The sequence below is a fragment of the Dactylosporangium sp. NPDC051484 genome (genome assembly GCF_040689395.1).
Taxonomy (GTDB): domain Bacteria; phylum Actinomycetota; class Actinomycetes; order Mycobacteriales; family Micromonosporaceae; genus Dactylosporangium.
On record NZ_JBFAZX010000023.1, the window covers coordinates 1 to 19885 of the forward strand.

20 protein-coding genes are annotated in these 19885 nt (G+C 68.7%); 12 read left to right on the forward strand and 8 right to left on the reverse strand.

The genetic code is table 11. The features are described 5' to 3' along the window. Window positions 1–749 precede the first annotated feature (749 nt). From AB0367_RS28630 to AB0367_RS28645, 4 genes are all read left to right on the forward strand, one after another. On the forward strand, window positions 750–2321 hold the full coding sequence (locus AB0367_RS28630; protein ID WP_366229550.1) for a protein kinase: 1572 nt from the start codon (window positions 750–752) through the stop codon (window positions 2319–2321). A 163-nt stretch (window positions 2322–2484) separates the two neighbouring features. Beyond that, a complete protein-coding gene (locus tag AB0367_RS28635; protein ID WP_366229551.1) occupies window positions 2485–3414 on the forward strand; it encodes a hypothetical protein in 930 nt (309 codons plus the stop codon). A gap of 100 nt (window positions 3415–3514) precedes the next feature. Beyond that, window positions 3515–4939 (forward strand): type I glutamate--ammonia ligase, encoded by a 1425-nt coding sequence (gene glnA, locus AB0367_RS28640; protein WP_366229552.1) that lies wholly within the window; start codon window positions 3515–3517, stop codon window positions 4937–4939. 17 nt (window positions 4940–4956) lie between these two features. Further along, on the forward strand, window positions 4957–5346 hold the full coding sequence (locus AB0367_RS28645) for a hypothetical protein (protein WP_366229553.1): 390 nt from the start codon (window positions 4957–4959) through the stop codon (window positions 5344–5346). Window positions 5347–5429: 83 nt separating this feature from the next. Here AB0367_RS28645 and AB0367_RS28650 read toward each other — a convergent pair whose 3' ends face one another. The 3 genes from AB0367_RS28650 to AB0367_RS28660 are packed head-to-tail and all read right to left on the reverse strand — an operon-like array spanning window position 5430 to window position 7333. Continuing rightward, window positions 5430–5879, reverse strand: coding sequence for a YbhB/YbcL family Raf kinase inhibitor-like protein (locus AB0367_RS28650; protein ID WP_366229554.1), 450 nt, complete (start codon window positions 5877–5879; stop codon window positions 5430–5432). 53 nt (window positions 5880–5932) lie between these two features. Next, on the reverse strand, window positions 5933–6754 hold the full coding sequence (locus tag AB0367_RS28655; RefSeq protein ID WP_366229555.1) for a CBS domain-containing protein: 822 nt from the start codon (window positions 6752–6754) through the stop codon (window positions 5933–5935). 54 nt (window positions 6755–6808) lie between these two features. Then, entirely contained in the window at window positions 6809–7333 is a 525-nt protein-coding gene (locus AB0367_RS28660) for a DUF6221 family protein (RefSeq protein WP_366229556.1), read from the reverse strand. 115 nt (window positions 7334–7448) lie between these two features. Here AB0367_RS28660 and AB0367_RS28665 point away from each other — a divergent pair, with 115 nt between their 5' ends. Further along, entirely contained in the window at window positions 7449–7931 is a 483-nt protein-coding gene (locus AB0367_RS28665) for an NUDIX hydrolase (protein ID WP_366229557.1), read from the forward strand. A gap of 11 nt (window positions 7932–7942) precedes the next feature. Here AB0367_RS28665 and AB0367_RS28670 read toward each other — a convergent pair whose 3' ends face one another. Continuing rightward, entirely contained in the window at window positions 7943–8527 is a 585-nt protein-coding gene (locus tag AB0367_RS28670) for a hypothetical protein (protein ID WP_366229558.1), read from the reverse strand. Between the two features lie 439 nt (window positions 8528–8966). Here AB0367_RS28670 and AB0367_RS28675 point away from each other — a divergent pair, with 439 nt between their 5' ends. Then, the gene (locus AB0367_RS28675; protein ID WP_366229560.1) at window positions 8967–9506 is read left to right on the forward strand and encodes a DUF4352 domain-containing protein; all 540 of its coding nucleotides are present in this window, start codon (window positions 8967–8969) and stop codon (window positions 9504–9506) included. Window positions 9507–9721: 215 nt separating this feature from the next. Further along, window positions 9722–10555, forward strand: coding sequence for a hypothetical protein (locus tag AB0367_RS28680; protein WP_366229561.1), 834 nt, complete (start codon window positions 9722–9724; stop codon window positions 10553–10555). Here the strand turns inward: AB0367_RS28680 and AB0367_RS28685 are convergent. Together AB0367_RS28685 and AB0367_RS28690 are read right to left on the reverse strand one after the other, a co-directional pair. Further along, window positions 10523–13252, reverse strand: a complete 2730-nt coding sequence (locus tag AB0367_RS28685) for an FtsX-like permease family protein (protein ID WP_366229562.1) — start codon at window positions 13250–13252, stop codon at window positions 10523–10525. The two genes, AB0367_RS28680 and AB0367_RS28685, sit on opposite strands and share 33 nt — an antisense overlap. After that, window positions 13249–13977 (reverse strand): ABC transporter ATP-binding protein, encoded by a 729-nt coding sequence (locus tag AB0367_RS28690; protein WP_366229563.1) that lies wholly within the window; start codon window positions 13975–13977, stop codon window positions 13249–13251. The genes AB0367_RS28685 and AB0367_RS28690 overlap by 4 nt, the downstream gene beginning before the upstream one ends. A gap of 144 nt (window positions 13978–14121) precedes the next feature. On the opposite strand from AB0367_RS28690, the gene AB0367_RS28695 reads away from it, so the two are divergent. Further along, on the forward strand, window positions 14122–14646 hold the full coding sequence (locus AB0367_RS28695; protein ID WP_366229564.1) for an RNA polymerase sigma factor: 525 nt from the start codon (window positions 14122–14124) through the stop codon (window positions 14644–14646). Beyond that, window positions 14639–15460 (forward strand): hypothetical protein, encoded by an 822-nt coding sequence (locus AB0367_RS28700; protein WP_366229565.1) that lies wholly within the window; start codon window positions 14639–14641, stop codon window positions 15458–15460. Before AB0367_RS28695 ends, AB0367_RS28700 begins: the two co-directional genes overlap by 8 nt. Window positions 15461–15574: 114 nt before the next feature. Here AB0367_RS28700 and AB0367_RS28705 read toward each other — a convergent pair whose 3' ends face one another. After that, on the reverse strand, window positions 15575–17458 hold the full coding sequence (locus AB0367_RS28705) for an adenylyl cyclase (protein WP_366229566.1): 1884 nt from the start codon (window positions 17456–17458) through the stop codon (window positions 15575–15577). Window positions 17459–17987: 529 nt separating this feature from the next. On the opposite strand from AB0367_RS28705, the gene AB0367_RS28710 reads away from it, so the two are divergent. Next, window positions 17988–18668, forward strand: coding sequence for an NAD(P)H-dependent oxidoreductase (locus AB0367_RS28710; protein WP_366229567.1), 681 nt, complete (start codon window positions 17988–17990; stop codon window positions 18666–18668). Then, on the forward strand, window positions 18665–18988 hold the full coding sequence (locus tag AB0367_RS28715) for a multidrug efflux SMR transporter (protein WP_366229568.1): 324 nt from the start codon (window positions 18665–18667) through the stop codon (window positions 18986–18988). The genes AB0367_RS28710 and AB0367_RS28715 overlap by 4 nt, the downstream gene beginning before the upstream one ends. A 43-nt stretch (window positions 18989–19031) precedes the next feature. Here the strand turns inward: AB0367_RS28715 and AB0367_RS28720 are convergent, their stop codons facing one another. Next, a complete protein-coding gene (locus AB0367_RS28720) occupies window positions 19032–19661 on the reverse strand; it encodes a helix-turn-helix domain-containing protein (protein ID WP_366229569.1) in 630 nt (209 codons plus the stop codon). A 22-nt stretch (window positions 19662–19683) separates the two neighbouring features. On the opposite strand from AB0367_RS28720, the gene AB0367_RS28725 reads away from it, so the two are divergent. Continuing rightward, window positions 19684–19863: a hypothetical protein gene (locus tag AB0367_RS28725; RefSeq protein WP_366229570.1), complete on the forward strand. Its 180-nt coding sequence runs from the start codon at window positions 19684–19686 to the stop codon at window positions 19861–19863. Window positions 19864–19885 lie beyond the last annotated feature (22 nt).

Genomic DNA, 19885 nt, shown 5'->3' on the forward strand with positions numbered 1-19885 from the left:
CAAACTCTCCAACAAAATCTACGTTGGTGAATCAATCACCCGGCAACAAACATGTTGTCACCAAAGGAATCCCAGACACAAACCTCTACGAGGCCTATGCCACGGGGTAATAATCATTTGGCACTGGCTTAACAAGCACCCTGTTGAGTTCTCAAACAACCAACACACACCGTCTATCTTCGCCTCATCTCGAGGCTCCGATTTCTCGGGGCGATGTCGCTAATCTACTCGATCGACTTCGCAAAACCAAATCCGGGGAATCGGTTCGCATCGCTCGAACTTGCCCAGGCGAATCCATACTCACCCATTCGAGTGATCTCGATACGCTTGGTTTGGCCTTTGCAGGCCGGCCGATTACCGCTCAGCGGTTCGTCCGGTTCCCTGCGGGCCAACTTACTTTACCCGGTCGTTGTCGCCTTGTCAATCCGTGTCTTACCGGAATCTCCGAGGTGTCCCGCCCGTTTCTTGCGAGACGGAACGTTACGACACCTTGGCGACCAAGGACAAATCCAGGCCCCGTGACAGCCACCACAGCGCGGCACGGCCTTCATCTACCTGTAACCGGACTCGACCCAATGCGGGCCAAACAGTGCCATTGGCCAGGCAAAATGTGGACTGTGGAGATCGGCGCTCCGGCCAGATCAGCGGGCAGCAGCGCGGCGGAGAGCTACCGTGCGGCCTGCCACCATGACACACAGTGACATCCCCTTCGGTAGGACCGTGCGGTTATGTGAGGGTTGAGCACCGTGGTGGGACGTTTGTTGAGCGGCCGGTATGAGCTGCGATCGGTCATCGGCCGGGGCGGCATGGCCGAGGTATGGCAGGCCGTCGACGGGCGGCTGGGCCGGCCCGTGGCCGTGAAGCTGCTGCACGACGCGGGCGGCGCCGACCCCTCGCTGCCGAGGCGGTTCGAGCGTGAGGCCCGCACCGTGGCACGGCTGTCGCACCCGAACATCGTGGCCGTGCACGACGTCGGGGTCGACAACGGCACGCCGTACCTCGTGATGGAGCTGGTCCAGGGGCACAGCCTCGCCGACGAGATCGCCGCCGGACCACTGGAGCCGCAGCGGGCGGCGCGCCTCGCGGAACAGGTGTGCGACGCGCTGGCGGCCGCGCACGATGCCGGGGTGGTGCACCGGGACGTGAAGCCGGCCAACATCCTCATCGGCGACGAGGACCGGGTGAAGGTCTGCGACTTCGGCATCGCGCGCATCACCGACCGGGCGCAGACCGCGTTGACCGCCACCGCGACCGTGATCGGCACCAGTGCGTACATGGCACCCGAGCAGGTCCTCGGCGAGCCCGCGGAGGCCCGCAGCGACCTGTACGCGCTGGGCTGCGTGCTGTACGCGATGCTCGCCGGGCGTCCGCCGTTCGTCGCCGACTCGCCGGTGCAGGTCGCGTTGCAGCAGGTGCACGAGACGCCGGTACCGCTGGCTGCCCGGCGGCCCGGCGTGCCGCCGCAGCTCGCCGCCCTGGTCGGTGCGCTGCTGGCCAAGCGCGCGGCGGACCGGCCGGCGAGCGCGACGCAGGTCCGCGTGGCGCTGGCCGCCATCGCCGGGCCGGCGCGCGACGATGCGACGGCCGTTGTCGGGCATGTCCCCGGACCGGCCACACTCGCGCACAGTCAGGGGACGGCCACGCTGGGCGGCGAGGCGCCGATCCGCGGCCGCGCCACGGTGCGGCCGGCGACGCGTGCCCTGCCCGTGCTCGGCGAGCCGCCGGCACCCGCACCGCGACGGGGCCGCTCGGCCGCGATCGCCTTGGTGGCGCTCGGCACGACCGCCGTCGCCACCCTCGTGTTCGCGCTCGGGACCATTCCGGGCCGCTCCGGCCACCCGGCCGCAGCGCCCACCCCGGCGTACACGACCCCGGCCCTCCCGTCCGTGGACGCGTCCAGCGCGGCGCCGACCGACACACCGAGCGACGCACCGAGCGTGGAGCCGACCGAGGCGGCGAGTGACGCACCGAGCGAAGAACCGAGCGACACGCCGAGCAACACGCCGAGCGACTCGGGCGGCGGCTCGGCCGCGGTGACGCTGGCCGCGGCCCGCGCTGCCGTGCAGGCCCAGGCCGGTGACGGGAGCCTGGACGGCCAGACGGCGCGCGAGCTGACCCGCCGGCTCGACAGCCTCGCCCGCGACCTCAGGCGCGGCAACGCCGACCAGGCCGCCGTTGAGCTGGCGAACCTGCGCGACCGGCTCGACCAGCTGCACCAGGACGGCGCGCTCTCCAGCACCGGGTACACGGCGGTGCTCACGCCGGTCGACCAGCTCGCGGCGAGCCTGCCGACACCCAGCGACAACGGTGGGCGGGACTGATCCGGACTGACTCGCCGCGTCGTCGGACCGGCCGGTTCAAGATTCGCCGGTCATGATCAGAAATAGATGTGTAACACGATTGGCACGTAAAGCGCTATTCCGCAGTGACGCGTTTCCGAATGCGCATCGGCATCGGCACAAGTAGCACCGCGGAGGCGCGCCGATGCCTCCTGAATTGATCATCGCCTGCGAGTCCACGCCGGATCTCGAGGCCACCATGCAACGGCAGATCCCTGCCCTGGCCTGGCAAGCGGTCGAGGACGGCGGCTGGCAGCGCATCGTTTACCGGCACGGACTGGGCATTCCGGTCCGGGTCGAGGCAAACGGCAGCGAACTGCATTTCCGCTTCCGGGCCGGTGCGGAACAAAGGGCGTTGTGTGCGCTGCTGACCACCACATTTCGCAATGGTGATCAGGTCGGTGGCCTGGCTCTTGACGGCCATCCGGCATTGCGGGCCCTGCGCCGGCACCACCGAGGCATGATTCTGTTGTCCGGCTCGCCGTTCGAGACGCTCGTGCTGGCCATCCTGGCCCAGGCCCGCCCCGCCGACGCCGTCCGGACGGTGTTCTCCCGGCTCGCCGCCGCCTGCGGTGGTATCACGCCGCAGCGGGTTGCCGCCCTGCCGTTGCCTCGCCTGGCCCAGTTGGTCAGGCTGGTCGGCGAGGCCAAGGCCGCCCGCCTGCACGCCACCGCGGCGATCCTCGACCGGCGCGGCGCGACGGCGTTCGACCGGATGATCGGCGGCCCCGGCCCGCACGCGCTGACGTTCCTGATGTCGTTGCCCGGCGTCGCCACACATACCGCCGCCATCGTGATGGCGATCATCAACAACGTCCCGGAGACGGTGCCGATCGACCAGAACCTGATGCGGGTCGCGTTCCGGCTCGGTCTCACCGACCACGACGGCCGCCTCACCAAACCGGGTATCCGCCGGGTCGCCGCGGACCTGCTGGCCTACGGCCCGGACCTGGCGCGCGTTCACCCGTTGCTCCAGCAGGTCGCCCTCGACACCTGCACCGCGGGCGTCCCGGACTGTCGCCGCTGCTTCCTCGCCGATTCCTGCCGTCTCGCGGCCGGTGCCGCGTACGGCTGAACGCCGCGCGAGATCCGGCCGCTTGTACTGTTGGGGGTGAAGGGACTGTCCGGACCACCGCGACCGGGGTCGGCCGCGTGCGCTGACACCGGGAGGGCCCGTGTTCAACGATCCCGCGGAATTGTTGCGGTATGTCGAGGCCGAAGGCATCCGACTCGTCGACGTGCGCTTCTGCGACCTGCTGGGCACGATGCAGCACTTCAACGTGCCGGCCGGCTCGTTCGACGAGAGCGTGTTCAGCGCCGGGATTCCTTTCGACGGCTCGTCGATCCGGGGCTTCCAGAAGATCCACGAGTCGGACATGGCGCTGCGGCCCGACATCTCGAGCGCATTCGTCGACCCCTTCCGGACGGAGAAGACGCTCGCGCTGAATTGCTTCGTCCACGACCCGGTCACCCACGAGCCGTACAGCCGCGATCCGCGCAACGTGGCCAGGAAGGCCGAGTCGTACCTCATCACGACCGGCATCGCCGACGCGGCGTTCTTCGGTCCGGAGGCCGAGTTCTACATCTTCGACTCGATCCGGTTCGCCTCGGCCACGAACGAGGCGTACCACCACATCGACTCGATCGAGGGCTGGTGGAACACGGGCCGGGAGGAATCCGGCGGCAACCTCGGGTACAAGACCCCCTACAAGAGCGGTTACTTCCCGGTGCCGCCGGTCGACCATTTCGCGGACCTGCGCGGCGCGATGGTCGCGCATCTCACCGACGCCGGCTTCACGGTGGAGAAGGCGCACCACGAGGTCGGCACCGCCGGCCAGGCGGAGATCAACTTCAGGTTCGCGCCGCTGTTGCACTGCGCGGACAACCTCCAGCTGTACAAGTACATCGTGAAGAACACCGCGTGGGCGGCCGGCCACACGGTGACGTTCATGCCCAAGCCGCTGTTCGGCGATAACGGCTCCGGCATGCACACCCACCAGAGCCTGTGGCTGAACGGGCGGCCGCTGTTCTACGACGAGACCGGGTACGCCGGGCTGTCGGACACCGCGCGGTGGTACATCGGTGGCCTGCTCCGCCACGCCCCGAGCCTGTGCGCGTTCACCAACCCGACGGTCAACTCGTACCGCCGCCTGGTCCCCGGGTTCGAGGCGCCCGTCAACCTCGTGTACTCGCAGCGCAACCGCTCCGCCTGCGCGCGGATCCCGGTCACCGGCGACAACCCGAACGCCAAGCGCGTGGAGTACCGGGTGCCCGACCCGGCGGCCAACCCGTACCTGGCGTTCTCCGCGATGCTGCTGGCCGGCCTCGACGGGATCAGGAACAAGAGCGAACCGCCGGACCCGATCGACAAGGACCTCTACGATCTGCCGCCCAGCGAGTTCACCCACGTCGAGCAGACCCCCGGCTCGCTGTCCGAGGTTCTCGACGCGCTCGAGGCGGACCACGAGTACCTGCTCGATGGCGGCGTCTTCACCCAGGACCTGATCCAGACCTGGATCGTCTGGAAACGCGGCGACGAGATCGAGCCTGTCCTGCTGCGCCCCACCCCGTACGAGTTCGCCATCTACTACGACGTCTAGCCCGAAGGGGTACTGCCATGAAGATCTTCACCATCGATCTCAAGAACCAGCCGGGAGAGCTGGCTCATGTCGGCGAGGTTCTCGGGCAGCGCGGTGTCAATCTGGAATTGGGTGGCGTGACCGCCGGCGACCACGGTCTCGTCTTCCTCACCGCGACCGACGAGGACACCGCCCGCGCGGCGTTGGACGCCGGGCGCATGCCGTACACCGAGCACCCCGCCATCCAGGTGAAGTGTGCCGACCGGCCGGGTGAGGTGGGCCGGTTCGCGCGCAAGCTGACCGATGGGAACGTCAACATCGAGGGCTTGCTGCCCATGTCGATCTGCGGCGGCGAGGTGGTCTTCGCCACCTGCACCGACAACCCGGACGAGGCGCGCCGGATCCTGGGCGACCAGGTCATCGACTGACGCGCCAGCCGGTGTCCGCCAGCGACGCGGCGGGCCACGGGGGTGGTCGCCCCCTGTGACCCGCCGCGCAGCTCGATGCGGGTTCAGTGTCGCTGGTAGCGGCCGGTGAGGCGACCCGAGGCCGACACCTTTCCCGCCGTCGCCCGCCGCAGGTCGGCGGCCGACGCTTGCGTGGCAAGGCCGAGCGGCTCGGACAGGGCGAGCACCTCGAAGGTGTACCGGTGTGACCGGCCGCGAGGCGGGCACGGCCCGCCGTACGCCCGCCTGCCGAAATCGTTCTTGCCTTGTGTGGCGCCGGTCGGCACCTCACCCTCACCCAGGCTCGCTTGGTCAGGATCGATTCCCCACATGATCCAGTGCGTGAAGGTGCCACCGGGGGCATCGGGGTCCTCGACGAGCAGGGCCAGTTCAGCGGTCTGCTCCGGCAGTCCGGTGAAGCTGAGCGGCGGTGACACGTCAACGCCATCACACGTGAAGCGCTGAGGGATCTGGTCGCCCTCGTTGAAAACGGGGCTGGACACGGCAATCGTCACCGGTGCCTCCCGGGGGTACTCGGGCCGGCTCGTCCTCGCCCGGCCCGCGACGGTCAAGACGTCGCGTAGACCTTCTCGACGAACTCCGCGAGCCGGTGTTCGTCGAGGTTGCGGGCCAGGTCGCTTTCGCTGATCATGCCGACCAGACGGTGGTTCTCGATGACCGGCAGCCGCTTGACCTGACGCTCTTCCATCTGACGCAGCACCTCGTTGAGGTCCGCGCTCGCATCGACCCAGGCCAGCGGGCCCTGAGCGAGTTCACGTACCTTGACCTGGCCGGGCTCCCGGCCCTCGGCGATGCACCGCAGGACGATGTCGCGGTCGGTGACGATGCCGTGCAGCCGATCGTCCGTGCCGCAGATCGGCAGCGAACCCACACCGAGTTCCCGCATCTTCCGGGCGGCGGTCACGACGCTCTCGTTCTCGTCGACGCACTCGGCTCCCCGGTGCATGATGTCTTTCGCCCGCCGCCGTTCCTGGCGACTCGCCGCCTTCTCGCGAAGCGCGTGCTCGAATTCGTCCAGAGCCCGCACCCTGCTGGCCACGGCCCCTTGGGTCGCCTGGCCGGTGTGCTCGGCGTAGCTCGCTTCGCCGATCTCCTGCAGCAGCTTGCTGCGCTGCCGCTGGGCTCGCGTGTCGTCCATTCGCGCCCGGCCCGTCTCCAGGCCACGCTTGGCGGACTCCTTCATTCTCTCGAAGGCCATAATGCCCTCCCTCTCCGGCGTAACCTCAGCGCGCGAGAGCCAAAAACGGGTACCCACTGGCAACGCTACGCCGCCGCCGACACGAACGACGCCAGCCGGATCGGTCTCAACTCGGCGCGAGGACGTGTTCTGGAACTGCGTGCAACACGGCGTCAAGCCACAGCGCGACACGTCCGAACCTCCGGCTGCGGACCCGCTGCCCATGAACGATGAGCCGGTTCTGGGTCAGACGGCCCATTCCGGGTAGTCGGGATGGTCGGACCAGACCGACGCGTCGTTGCGAAGCTCTCGGCATGGAGCCGGCTCTTCGCAGGTCCGGCACCAGTTCGGCGCCTGCGGCTCGTCGTCTTGGACCAGCACCTCGATCGTCTTGCCGTCTTCGCGCCGGTACACCTCGTGGTGTCTGCCGTACTCGACCTGACCGCTGGCGTAGCCCGGCTTGTGCCGCTCGAGCCGCCGCCGCTTGGCCACTACCTCGCGAATCACCCGGGCGGGATCGTGATGGGCGATATGGAGGTGCTGGTTGCGACTGCCCGGCACGACCGCGACCAGCTCACCGCCCTCGTCGGGCACCTGCGCGGGGTCGATGAGACCGGTGCGGTCGGACGCTCGGATCTCTCGCCAGCCGCCGGGCTGGTCCGGTTTCACGCGCCACACCTGCGGTGCATACCCGCCCGCCGAGATGAGACTGGCGATCGACTCGTCCTCGGCAAGCCGTGCCTCGATGAACTCCACCAGGTCGTTGGTCATACCGCCGATTCTCCTCAGGCTGCGCCGTCTGCGATGGTAGACCGGATTTTGGCCATATCTTGGTGAGTTCATCCAGGTTCGGACCCACTAGCGTGGTTCGGCGTACCCTCCGCTGGTGACCACATCGACCGGCGACTACACAGCCACACTCCCGCGCAAACGGATGGGATCCGGAGTGCTGTTCCGTGACGCCGCGCACCGGATCCTGCTGGTGGACCCGGTGTACAAGGACGACTGGGAGCTGCCCGGCGGCGCCGTCGACGGCGACGAGTCGCCGTACGACGCCGCACGGCGCGAGGTCGAAGAGGAGCTCGGCCTGGCGATGTCGCCCGGCCGGCTGCTGGTCGTCGACTGGGTGCCGCCACGACCGGGTCGCACCGAGGGGGTGATGTTCGTGTACGACGGCGGCGTGCTCGGCACGGAGACCACCGCAAACTTCCAGCTCCCCGCGGACGAGTTGCACGGCTGGGCGTGGTGCACGCTCGCCGAGGCGCAGCGACGGTTGTCCCCGTTACTCGCTCGCCGGGCGGCAGCCGCACTGCAGGCGGCGGCCGACACGGTGACGTACTACCTGGAAGAAGGCAGACGCATCTGCTAAGTGATCACCGGTCAGCGTCGATCGGTTATGGCTTGGAGTGGGTGTCGGAGTGCCTCGGTAAACCAGGCGAAGATCGGTGCGAGCGGGGACGCGGCGGGCGAGCCGTTGATCGTGGCGATCAGGTGCCAGTACCGCTCCACCCGTGGATCGTTGGCGATGGCCAGTCGGGTCAGCAGCTTGGCGCGGTACTCGCCGCTGTCGGTGGCCCCGAATGTGTCCGCGTAGCGGGCGACCAGCTCGGCGACCACTGGCCCAGCCTGTGCTGACGCGGGCTGGATCCCGGCGGCGACAGCCGCCGCGACCCGGTCGCGGACGTGGTTGGTCAGCTCGTGGTGCAGCCCTGTTTCGTCACCGTCGGCGCGTTCGGCCGCCTGATATTCGGCCATCCGTCGGACACTGGCTCTGAAGTCGGTGTCCTGTACGAGCTCGGCCAGCTCGATCCAGCACTCGACCTGCTCGGCGGTCGGCTCGTCTGGCAGGTCCGGCACCGCCGAACGCAGCAGCTCGACCAGCTGCGGGTTGGCGTCGACGCCGCCGAACGTGCTGTCGACGAAGTCGTGGATGAGCCGGTGACGTTCGGCCTCGGACAGTCTCAAACCCACTGACCGCAGACGCGAGCCGACGACGGTCCGGACAGGTTCCGGCGCATCCAACGCCCAACCTCCGTGCCGTCGCGTCAGCGCCGGAGCGGCGAGCGGTAAATCTCGCCTGAGAGTGTTTCAGGAGGCCAGCAATTGCTAGCCGGAAAAGGGTCGGCCCATCGTCCATTCTTTGTGGACGAGGGGTGATTCCATTCCGCTTCTGAAGTCGCCCGCGGCCCGCAAATCCGGCCGCACCAAGTAGCCGCTGACCAGCCAATACTTGGTCCACGACCGTTTCATCCGGGAAACGCGGGCGCGATACAGAAATCCCGAGCCCTGATACATCATTCCGGATGCAATGAATCACATTGCACGGTAAAGCCGCCGGGAGGCAGACTCTCCGGTCAATCGCCTTGATCAACCCGGGAATTGTTTATCCGTCAGGAGCTTCACCATGCGCACCAAGACCACCGTTGCTCTACTGGCCGCCCCGCTCGCCGCGTTCGTCCTCGCCTGCGGCTCCACCGGCAGCTCAACCAGCGCTGGAGGATCCGGCGGCGGCGCCAAAGAGGCCACCAAGAACGCCCCGATCACGGTCAAGGCCGGCGAGACCATGACCCTCACGGAGAACTTCCTGGGCACCAAGACGGTCGTCGAAATCACGCTCACGAACGTCAAGGCCAACGTCAAGGCCAAGGACCAGTTCAGCAAGCCGCAGAAGGGTCAGTACATCACTGCCGACGTGACCGCAGTGGTGAAGGAGGGCAAGTACTCCATCAGCGGGTCCAGCTTCAAGCTCGTCGCCGCCGACGGGACCGCGTTCGACTCGACAATCGCCCTGGACGGCAAGGACCTGTCCGCGAACGACATGACCGCCGGGCAGAAGACCGCCGGGCAGATCGTGTTCGACGCTGCTGCGGGCGCCGAGAAGGGCGGGAAGATCGCGCTGAAGAGCTTCCTCGCCGACGGGGACGCCGGCTACTGGACGCTCTGACCTCGAAGGCGCTGCCGGCCGCCTTGCCGACGGGTGGCGGCTGACCGAGGCCGCGGATCGCGGGCCAGCACCGGACGATGGTGCTGGCCCGCTTCTGTACGTCCTCAACCGTGCCCGAACCAACCATCGGTCCACAATGGACACGCCGCCCTCTGTAAGAGCAGCGTCTGCTATGGTGCCGGCACATCGACCGGCATGCCACGGAAGGGGCGTTGATGTCGTTGCCGGAGCGCGGGCCGTGGCTCGTCACCGCCACCTCGTCGTCGGTCGACTGGGTCGTCGCGGCCACCGCGCTCGCCGCGACGTCCGGCGGCCGGGCCGCAGTGGTCGTCGTCGCCGGGGCCGGGTCCGACCTGCCCCACGCCCACGTCCTTCGCGCCCACGTCGCGACCCTGGTCGCGGTCGAGGGGGAACACCTGAGCCTCGACGACGTCGCCGCGATCGTCCGGGCCCTTTCGAGTACCCACATCCGGGTATTGGCGATTGCGGCCGACGGCCTCGTCACGCCCGTCGGCGCTGGCGGCTGGACGGCGGCTGACCTTGCCGACGAGGTCCATGCGCCGGTCGCCGTCATCACCGGCACCAGCGCCGACGCGGTCGGGCACGCGATCCTCATGCTCGAGGCGCTCGAAACCCGGCGCATCCCCGCGTCCGTCATCGCGGTCGGCGACGGCGGCGACTTCTCCGCGCTGCCTGTACGGCTCGCCGGCCAGATCCCCGCTGACGCGCTCGATCACCGGGACCGGTTCGCGGAGGCGGCCCGCGAGTGGGTGCATCCGCTGACCGGCACGGCCGACCCTGCGGCCGCGGCCGGCAACGAGGTTGACAAGCCCGTGGAGACCGCGCCGGTCAAACCCGACCTCCAGGCGCGCATCGCCAAGAAGGCGGCGCTGGTCCTGGCGGTGGCGCTGGTCGTGGCGCTGGTGGTGCTGTTCCTGTGCAACGGCACCGGGACGCGCACATTCACCATGAGCCCGGTCGAGGTACACACACCCCCGACCGGGCTGGCGTTGCTGCTACCCCTGCGGCCGTTCGACCGGGAGCCGTGAACGGGTCAGCAGCCCGGCGCCGAGCATTCCGAACAGTGGTACCGCGACCAACACCAGGACCGTGGCCCACGGCACCAGCAGCGGGAACGGCGTCGATCTCGGCCACTGTCCCTCGGTGGAACGGTTGTGGCTCATCAGGACGGTCAGCGCCGCGCCGGCACCGACGACGAGGCCGAGCGCGCTGCCCAGTCCCCCGATCAGTCCGGATTGGGCGAGCGAGAGTGCCCGCCGGATCCGGACGCTCGCCCCGATCGCAGCCAGGGTGGAAAGGTCCGCACGGCTGTCGGCCGCGGCAAGCCCGGTCGCCGCGCCGGTGGCCCCCAGGGTGATGAACGCGGCGACCACCGCGAGTATGGCAACCCTCGGGTCGGTCTGGCGATGAGATCCGCGCTCAACCGAAGCGTACTTGCTGACATCGTTCGAGACGATGAGGAGTTCCTGCTTCAGCCGGTCCTCTTCGGCCTGGCTCGGCATGCGGGTGGTTGCCACGACCACCCCGTTGGGCCGGAAAGCCAGGTGGGCCTTCGTCACCGCCGACGATGCGATGAACCACTGACCGGCATCACCGTACCCAGTGGTCAGTACATACGCCGGCACCGCGACGGTCGGTAGCTGGTCCGGGAGTGGGGATTGGCCGCTCACACGCGTATCGAGAACCGCCAGCGTGACCTTGCCGTCCCGCACATAATTCCGATCACGCACGACGATCCCGCCCGACGCGAGTATCTTCTCGGCCTCGGCCAGCTCGGCAGCCGACGCCTCGGTGAGGATTTCGAGTTGCCGTGGATCGTTGACGACACCCATGAGTGAGCTGCCCGGAGGGACTCCGGCCCCGTCGGCATCGCATCGCGGGTCGGCCAGTGCTCGACGCTGCTGTTCTGCGGTGTAGGGCCTGGGGAGATCCAGCATGAAGCAGCGCCGGTCAGGCGGCCGGACCATGAACATGGTGCAGGAGTCGCCGGGCGCAACGGTGCCGGCGCAGGTGAAACCGAGCGTTTCGGTGAGGCCCTTCACCGGAAGTGTCGACTTGGCCGCGGCGATCACCGGATTGTCCGCGCCCATCTTGGCCAGGCGATCGGCATCGTCGACGTAGTCGATCGTGACGTATCCGCTTGGTACGCCCGACCGGTACATCGTCTCCTCTCGGCCTGCGTTGCTGGTCAGGTAGACGCCGATCGCCACGCTGCCGGCCACCGCCGCCATGACCGCCGAGATCGCGGGAGCGGTGGAGGCCCGGTTGCGTGCCATGTCGCGCAAGGCGATGCGCAGCGACGGGGGCGTGAACGGCCCGAGCCGGGACAGGAGGCCGATCAGTGCGGGAATGCAGAAGATCAGACCGCATTCGACCATGATCAGGCCGGTGACGAGCGCGTTCGGGCTCACCGTGAGCGCGCCGTACGTACTGCTGGCCGCCCCGGCCCCGACGATCGCCATGCCCACGACGATCCAGCGTCGCCGGGAGCGCAGGATGCCTCGCCGTCCGGCGAGTGCCGCGACGAGGTTGAACCTGGCGGCCGTGAATGCCGGAACCATCGCGGCAAGGACACCGGCGAGGACGCCGAGCCCGGCGACGCCCAGTAGCGCGAGTGGAAAGACCCGGTAGCCGCCGGCCCGGGCGCCGATGAGGTCGTTCTCCATCATCGGGCGCAGCGCGAATGCGATCGCTATGCCGAGACCGACGCCGAGTATCGCCGCGGCCGCGCCGGCGACCACGCCGTCCGCGAGGACGATCCTGCGCAGATGAGCGGGCCTGCCGCCGTTGACGGCGACCAACGCGAGATCCCGCTGCCGCTGGCGCGCGCCCACGATGAACGCCGGACCGGCCAGGAGCACGACCTCGAGCAGCACGAGACCGCCGATCACCAGAACGAGATTGAGTGGCGGAGTGCCGGCGTCGCCGTCAATGCCGTCGTTTGGGTAGGCGGTCCGGCTGGGGGGCGGAGGATCGCCGTAGACGGCGCGCGACAGGACTACGAGGCCCTTGGTGTTCAGCCGCTCGACGTCGCTCCATGTGACGGGGTGCGGGGTTTCGGCCAGCCACAGGGTCGATTCCCGGCGCTCGGCGTCCGCGGGCATCGCTCCGGCGGCGAACAGCACTACCTGTCCGAGATCCGCGGGAAACTCGACGATGGCGGTCACCCGCCAGGTGTCCTCGCCGCGGGCGGATCGCACCGTCGCACCGACACCGACGCCGAGCCGCTCGCCTGCGCGTGCGGTGACCGCGATCTCCTGGGCTGTCCGCGGGGCGGCACCCTGTCGTACGCGCACAAGCCCGGCGGCCAGCGGGTCGGCCGCGTCAACGGCGTACGCGCTGAGGTCGCCGACACCCGCGGTCGTCCGCAAGGTCACCACCGCGCGATCACGTGAAATGACGCGGCTCCCGGACGGCAGGACCTTCAGCACGCGAACGGCGTCAACACCCTCGGGCGGTGGACCCGCGGTCTCGCTCGACACGTTCTTACCCCGCCAGTCTTGCAGCACAGGCCCGTTCGATCGCCAGACCACCGCGGCGTCAGCCGCTCCCGCCTGCCGCGCGAACTCCTCGGCAGGGCGCAGCTGGAACATGTCGAATGTCACCGCCGCGAAGGTGAGTCCGAGGATCGGCACCAGCACCATGCCGATGACCAACGCCGAGCGCCCCTTGTGGCGGCGTGCCTCCCGGTACGCGATCCGCAACGCGGAACGCCAGGCGCTCATGTCGTCCGCCCATACACAGCCGACGTCGCCGCACGCGGCATGGTGGTCTCCGCGATGTGACCGTCGCGGAGCACGACGACCCTGTCGGCCCAGCGCGCGAGACGGGACTCATGCGTGACGAGCACCGCCGCGGCCCCTGCCTCGACCCTGGCGCGGAGCAGCCGCATCACGGCCTCGCCGGTCTCCGAGTCCAACGCGCCGGTCGGCTCGTCGGCCAAGACGAGCCGGCGCTTGCCGATGAGCGCCCGGGCGATCGCCACCCGTTGCTGCTGGCCGCCGGAGAGTTGATCGGGAAAGCGGTGCTCCATGCCCGCCAGACCCACCTCCCGCAGCGCTTCGACCGCAATCTGGCGGATTCTGCGAAGCCGCCCGCCGTCAAGCTCCAGAGGGAGTGCCACGTTCTCCGCCGCCGTCAGGCTCGGAAGCAGGTTGTACGCCTGGAAGACATAACCCATCCGCTGCCGCCGAAGCCTGGCCAGTTGATCACGCGACAGGTCCCCCAACCGCTGACCCTCGACGTACACGTCACCCGTCGTCGGACGGTCCAGACCCCCCGCCAGGTTCAACAGGGTCGACTTCCCCGAGCCGGACGGCCCCATGACCGCGAGCAATTCACCGGCGTCAACTGCCAAAGAGACGCCCCGGAGCGCTTGGACCTCGGTCTCTCCTCCGCCATGGGTTCGCGTGACCTGGAACAACTCGAGTACAGGCAAGATGAAGAACATCCTCTTCTAACAGTGACGGTCAATCACTGCGGCCGGCGATGAACATGAGCACGATAGCGGCTGCCGGACTGACGCTGAAATGATCGGGCCCGGGCGGACACGTATCAAGCGACGACCACCCCGCGAGCATCCAGGAGCCAACCCTTGGCTAGAGCACCTTCAAGCGCCGCCCGATTCGAAGCGCTGTACCGCGGCTGCTACCAAGATCTGCTCGGCTACGCACTGCGCCGGGTGAACCGGCCGGACAACGCCGCCGATGTCGTCGCCGAAACGTTCCTCGTGGCGTGGCGCCGCATTGAGGAGATCCCGTCGGACCGGGCCCGCCCCTGGCTGTTCGGGGTTGCCCGCAACGTGATGGCCAACCAGCACCGCGCCGACCAGCGCCGGGCCGACCTGGCCGAGCGGCTGCGGCAGGAACTGGCGCTGGCGACGGTCATCCCGCCCGATGTCCCGGCGTCGGTCGGGGCCGCGTTCGCCACCCTGCCAGAGCCCGATCAGGAGCTGCTGCGCCTGGTCGCCTGGGAGGGCCTGGGCGCTGAGGACCTCGCCGTCACGCTCGACTGCTCCGTCAACGCGGCCCGCATCCGCCTGCACCGGGCTCGGAAACGCCTCGCCGAGGCGCTCGAGCAGACCTCGATCATCGCGCCCCTGAGGAGCTTCGATGCATGACGTCGACGAGGAGCAGGACGGCCTGATCCGGCTGCTCGCCCCGACCGTTCACGTGCGCACCGGCCCGGACGAGGCCATGCTGCGCGCCATCATGGCCATCGACGATCGGCCGACGCGGTTCCGCGGCCGGCACCGGCGCGGTCTGATCGCCGTCGCCGCAGTCGCCGGACTGGCCGCGGCCGCGTTCGCCGGGATCGCCGCGCTGCCGAGCTCGGCGCCGGTCGGTGCCCCGCCGGCGGCCAACGCGCTGTCGATCACCGAGGACGCCGGCTACCTGGTCATCACGATCAAGGATCCGGCCGTCGACCCGGTGCGGTACCAGGCCGAACTGCGGCGGCGCGGCCTGAACATCACGATAAGCCTCGCCCCGGCACAGCCCGAAAACGTCGGCAAGGTCGTCTTCTCCGAGGTTGGCGACGCTGGGAAACTGACCTATATCGAGGACCCCGGCCGCTGCAACGCCAACGGCAATTGCGCCGTTGGCGTCCGGGTGCCGGTGGGCTTCGCCTCATACGCCCGGATCACGTTCGGCCGCACCCCGCTGCCGGGCGAGGAAGCCGAGGTCGGCACCCAGACCGGCGGGGATGCCAAGACCGACGCGCTGCATGGCAAGACCGTCGCCGAGGTCCGCCGGATCGTCGCCGCGCAAGGCAAAACGCTGCTGTACCGCGTCGGCTGGCGCTCGCTGGACGCTCCGGCCGAGCAGGTGCCAGGCTCGTGGAAGGTGTACAGGGCCGCCTACGGCACCGAAAACAGCATTGTCGTGTGGGTGTCCGAGGACGGCACCGAGCCCGTGCCGCCCGCCGGAAAGTAGTGCAGACCGCGCACCCCTGGCTGGCCGAGCTTCGCGCCGGATGACGCCCCTGAGGCCGAACAGGGCCGCAGCGTGAGGCTGCGGCCCTGTCGGGTCGATTGGTGGTGCTGAGTGCTACGGGGCGGGGTAGTGCGCGATGAAGACCGGCGCGCCGATCCGGGTGGTGTCGGCCGGGCCGCCCACGCCGTTGACGACGTGATTGATCGTTCCGGCGCTGAGGTTGACGGTCATGATGTGGTGCAGCTGGACGCCCGGGGTCTTGGGAACCTCGAAGCCGTTCTCAGTCTGGATCGACGGGTTGTTCTGGTTGAACACGTAGGCGCCGCCGCCATAGAGACGGTGGTTCTTCACGCAGTCGCCGACCTTGTAGGCGGCCCAGCCCTTGACCTTGCCATTCATCCAGTCGGCCTGGGTCGGCGGGTCGTAGGGCAGCTCGTTCTGGTAGAAGATCGTCGTGCCGTTGTTGCCATTCCAGACGGTGTTGTACTGCTGGAAGTGCTCGACGAACAGGCCGAGTGCGGTCACGTTGTCGCCGTTGACGACCACGCCGTTACGGCCGATGTTGGTCTTCCAGCGCTGAGTGTCGGTGAAGCCCTCGACGCCGTGGTCGCCGCGCCACACCCAGGTGTGGTCGATGAGCACGTTGTCGCTGTTGACCTCGAGCGCGATGCCGGCCTTGCCCACGTGCGGTCCACCGACGCGGAAGTACACGTCGGACAGCGTCGTCGGGTTGCTGGCCGAGCTCGGACGGTTGCCGTGCGGCTTGCCGACCCGCAGCAGGACCGGCGACTCTTTCAGGCCCGCGTCGATCGTGACGCCGGCGACGACGACGCCGGGGACGTCAGCGATGTCCAGCGGAGTGGACCCGTTGACGGCGGTCAGCGTGGCGTGGCCGATACCGAGGACCACCGTGTCGGGGCGCTTGACCTCGATGTTGCGCGCGATGTCGTACACACCCGGGGTGAGCAGCAGGTTCAGGCCTCGGGCGAGCTGGTTGTTGATGACCTGGACCGAGTCCGACGGGCGCGCGACGAAGAAGTCCGTGAGCGGGATCGTACGACCCGGCGTCGTGCCGTTGCCCCACGTGATGCCACGGCTGTTGCGCTGGGCGGCGGGCACGCGGACGTTGTACTTGCCCTTCGCGTCGACGAACAGGTACGGCTTCTCGCGGCTCACCGGGGTGGTGTCCAGCGTGGTGTAGGGCGGGTCGGGGAAACCGGCCTCGCTGGGTGCGCCGACGACACCGGAGAAGACCTGGTTCCACACGCCGTTGGACCAGCCGGCGACCTCACTGTTGCGGGTCAGCCACTGCTGCTGCGATCCGCTGATGACGAACGGAAGCTTGGAGTCGGCGATGAAGCCGCCGCTGGCGTACTGCGGACCGTCGGTGCAGTAGTCCATCAGCGACAGGTTGGCGCCGCTGATGTTGAGGCGGCGCATGGACACGGCCTGGGAGACGGCCCAGAAGTCCGCCGAGGCCCGGCAGCCGTCCTGCCCGGCGGCGTTGATGTTGATCGACAGGTTGGACAGCGTGCGCCAGAAGTTCACGAGCGCGAGGCAGTTGCTCGTGCCCCCGTTCTCCAGGCAGCGGTTGTAGACGTCGACCTTGCCGTTGATGACCACGTCGGTGGGCGACGCGCCGAGACCTGCGATCTCGGTGTAGTAACCGAGCTTGATCTGCAGCGGTTGCTGCGCGGTGCCGTATGTTCCGGGCTTGAACAGGTAGGCGTGGCGCGCCGTGCCCATCTCGTTGTCGACCTGCGCGGCGTGGGCCGCGTCGAGGGTCGCCTGAATGCTGCTGACCGGCGTGCTTGGGTCGAAGACGGTGACGTTCGGTCCAAGGTCCCAGCTGCTCGGGGGCGGCGCGGCGGCGGCCGTTCCCGCCGTCGCGACGGCGGCGGTGGTCAGCACCAGCCCGACCGTGAACGCCCGGCCGAGTTGCCGATGACGTAAGCGTGGGCTCGCGAGACCCCGCCTACCGGGGGTTTGGATTGTCATACAGTGCGTCCTTCCTGCTGGACAGGCATCGGTTGGCGGAGAACGTCGGCCCGGTCAAGACGGCTTGAACAGGCGGCCGAGATGCTTCGCCGACGGGTAAGCGCTCTCTCGCCCCGTCGGGTAGCGGTGCTCATCGACCTGCCTGTTCAGGGGTCTTGCGGCCTGGACGAGCAGGCCCGACGAGGAGAGCGCTCTCACCGAGCCGGAACTTGTAACAGGACCGAAAAGAAGTGGGTGGGATGTTTTTACCGCGTAAAGCGGCCCGGCGCTACGCCACGCAGCTCTTGACTTTTCCGCGCGACGGCCCTAGTCCAGCCGCCCGTCAGGAGTAAGAGGACTAATGGTCTTGACGATGCCCGTCGCTATCGCCCCTACCGAGCGGGCTTGTCCCAGATGACCACGATCGCCGCCTTTGGTCCTGGTGAGCGGCATCCGCACCCGCACACCTGGACGCTCCGTCCAGTTGCTGAGTACATTGGGCGACAGAACTGGACGACGTGTCCGGATCGCCGTTCGTGTAGGAGCTGTCATGCCGCATCTGCTTCACCTCGACGCGAGCGCCCGCCGGGCGTCGCATTCCCGCACCTTGAGCGGGGCGTTCGCCGACGAGTGGCGAGCCGTCCACCCGGACGGCAGGTACACCTATCGGGACCTGGCGGCCGAGCCGGTCCCGGTGATCGGACAAGCCTGGACCGAGATCTGCGACTATGTGCTCGAGCACGGCATTACCGACCCGGGTCGCCTGGCCGAGGGCGTGCGCACGGCGGCACAGCGGGCGGCCTGGGCTGTCGTGGAGCCGTTGCTGACCGAGTTGGTCTCGGCCGACGTGCTGCTGATCGGAACTCCGATGTACAACTTCTCGATCCCGGCGAGCCTGAAGCTGTGGATCGACCAGGTGACGTTTCCGCGCGCGGCGCTGGACGTCAAGGTGGTGGTCGCCTCGGCCCGGGGCGGCACCTACGCGCCGGGCACGCCGCGCGCCCCGGTCGAGCACCAGGAGCGCTACCTGCGAGACTTCTTCCTCGGGCACTTCCAGGTAGCTGACGTCACGTTCGTCAACGCCGAGTTGGTGAACACGACCGTAGACCCCGTCCTGGAGCCGCAGCGAGCGGCGTATGAGCGCTCGTATGCCGCGGCCAAGCGGCGCGTGGTCGAGCTGGCGCGCACCGTCGGCGCGGGCAACGGCGTGACGACCGGGCGGCCGGCATGAGCTGGCTCCTGCTGGTGCTGGCCGGACTGGTCGAGATCGCATGGTCGCAGACCATCAAGCCGACCCAGAATTTCACCCGTCCGCTGCCAACGCTCGCCTGCTTCGTTCTCGGAGCCTGTGCCGTCTATCTGTTGTCCCAGGCAATGCAACACCTACCGGTTGGCACCGCTTATGCGGTCTTGACCGGCATCGGCACGATCGGCGCGATCGTGCTGGGCATCGTCGTGCAAAAGGACCCGATCCAGGTCACGCGGTTCGTGGCGCTGGCGTTGATCATCGCCGGCGTCATCCTTGCCCGGGTCGCCGATCCGGCCGCGTGACGGCTGGTGTTGACGTGTCGGCCGCCGACTCCGGCCGGTTGCATCATCGGTGGAACTGCGGTGCCGCATCGCTCGGGATGACGCGGTGGGCGAGGGCGCGCAGGGCGACGGCGATCTGTTCAGGCGTGTTGCGTTGCCTGCGCTGGAATGCGTACACCTCCGGGGCCAAGGGCGCCAGCAGCACGTCGACCAGCGCGTCGACCTCGGGCGCGCCGGACTCGACCAGCAGCCCGCGCACGTGCGCTCGCCAGAACCCGTAGGCGCCCGTGGCGAATCGTGCCGGCCCGACCTCGGCGCCGAGGACGAGCGGCAGGTGTCGCTCGAGCAGTTCGACCATCGCCGCGTAGAACGCGGCCAGCCGGTCCGCTGGGTGTGCCCCGGGACCCAGCGGCGGCGGGCCGGAGATGAGTTGCTCCTGCAACGCACGCTCGTGCTCGTCGAGCAGTGCCCGCGCGACCGACGCCGGATCCGGGTAGCGCCGGTACAACGTTGCGCGCCCGACCCCCGCGGCCGTGGCAATGTCCTCCATGGTGACGGTCCGCGCGTCGCGCTCGGCGAACAGCTGCGCCGCGGCGGCCAGCACCTTCGCCCGGTTTCTGGCCGCGTCGGCGCGCTCCCCGCGAGCCGGGGCGTCGATCGGACTGCCCGTCAACAGGTCACGGCGGCTACCCATCGCAATAGCCTATCAATCGGACATGCCGTCCGGTTCGATGGTTCCCAACGCCCACCGCCCGGGTCCACGCGCCGACTCCCCGTGGGCGCTGTCCTGGATGATCACGTCCATCGACACCGACTTCACCGTCACCAATCCCCCGGAGTCGGTCGAGCAGATCGAAAACCTCGCTCGCCGTTGCGCGGCCGCGATCCGGGCCTGAGGGGAAGTCGGTCGGCGATCCG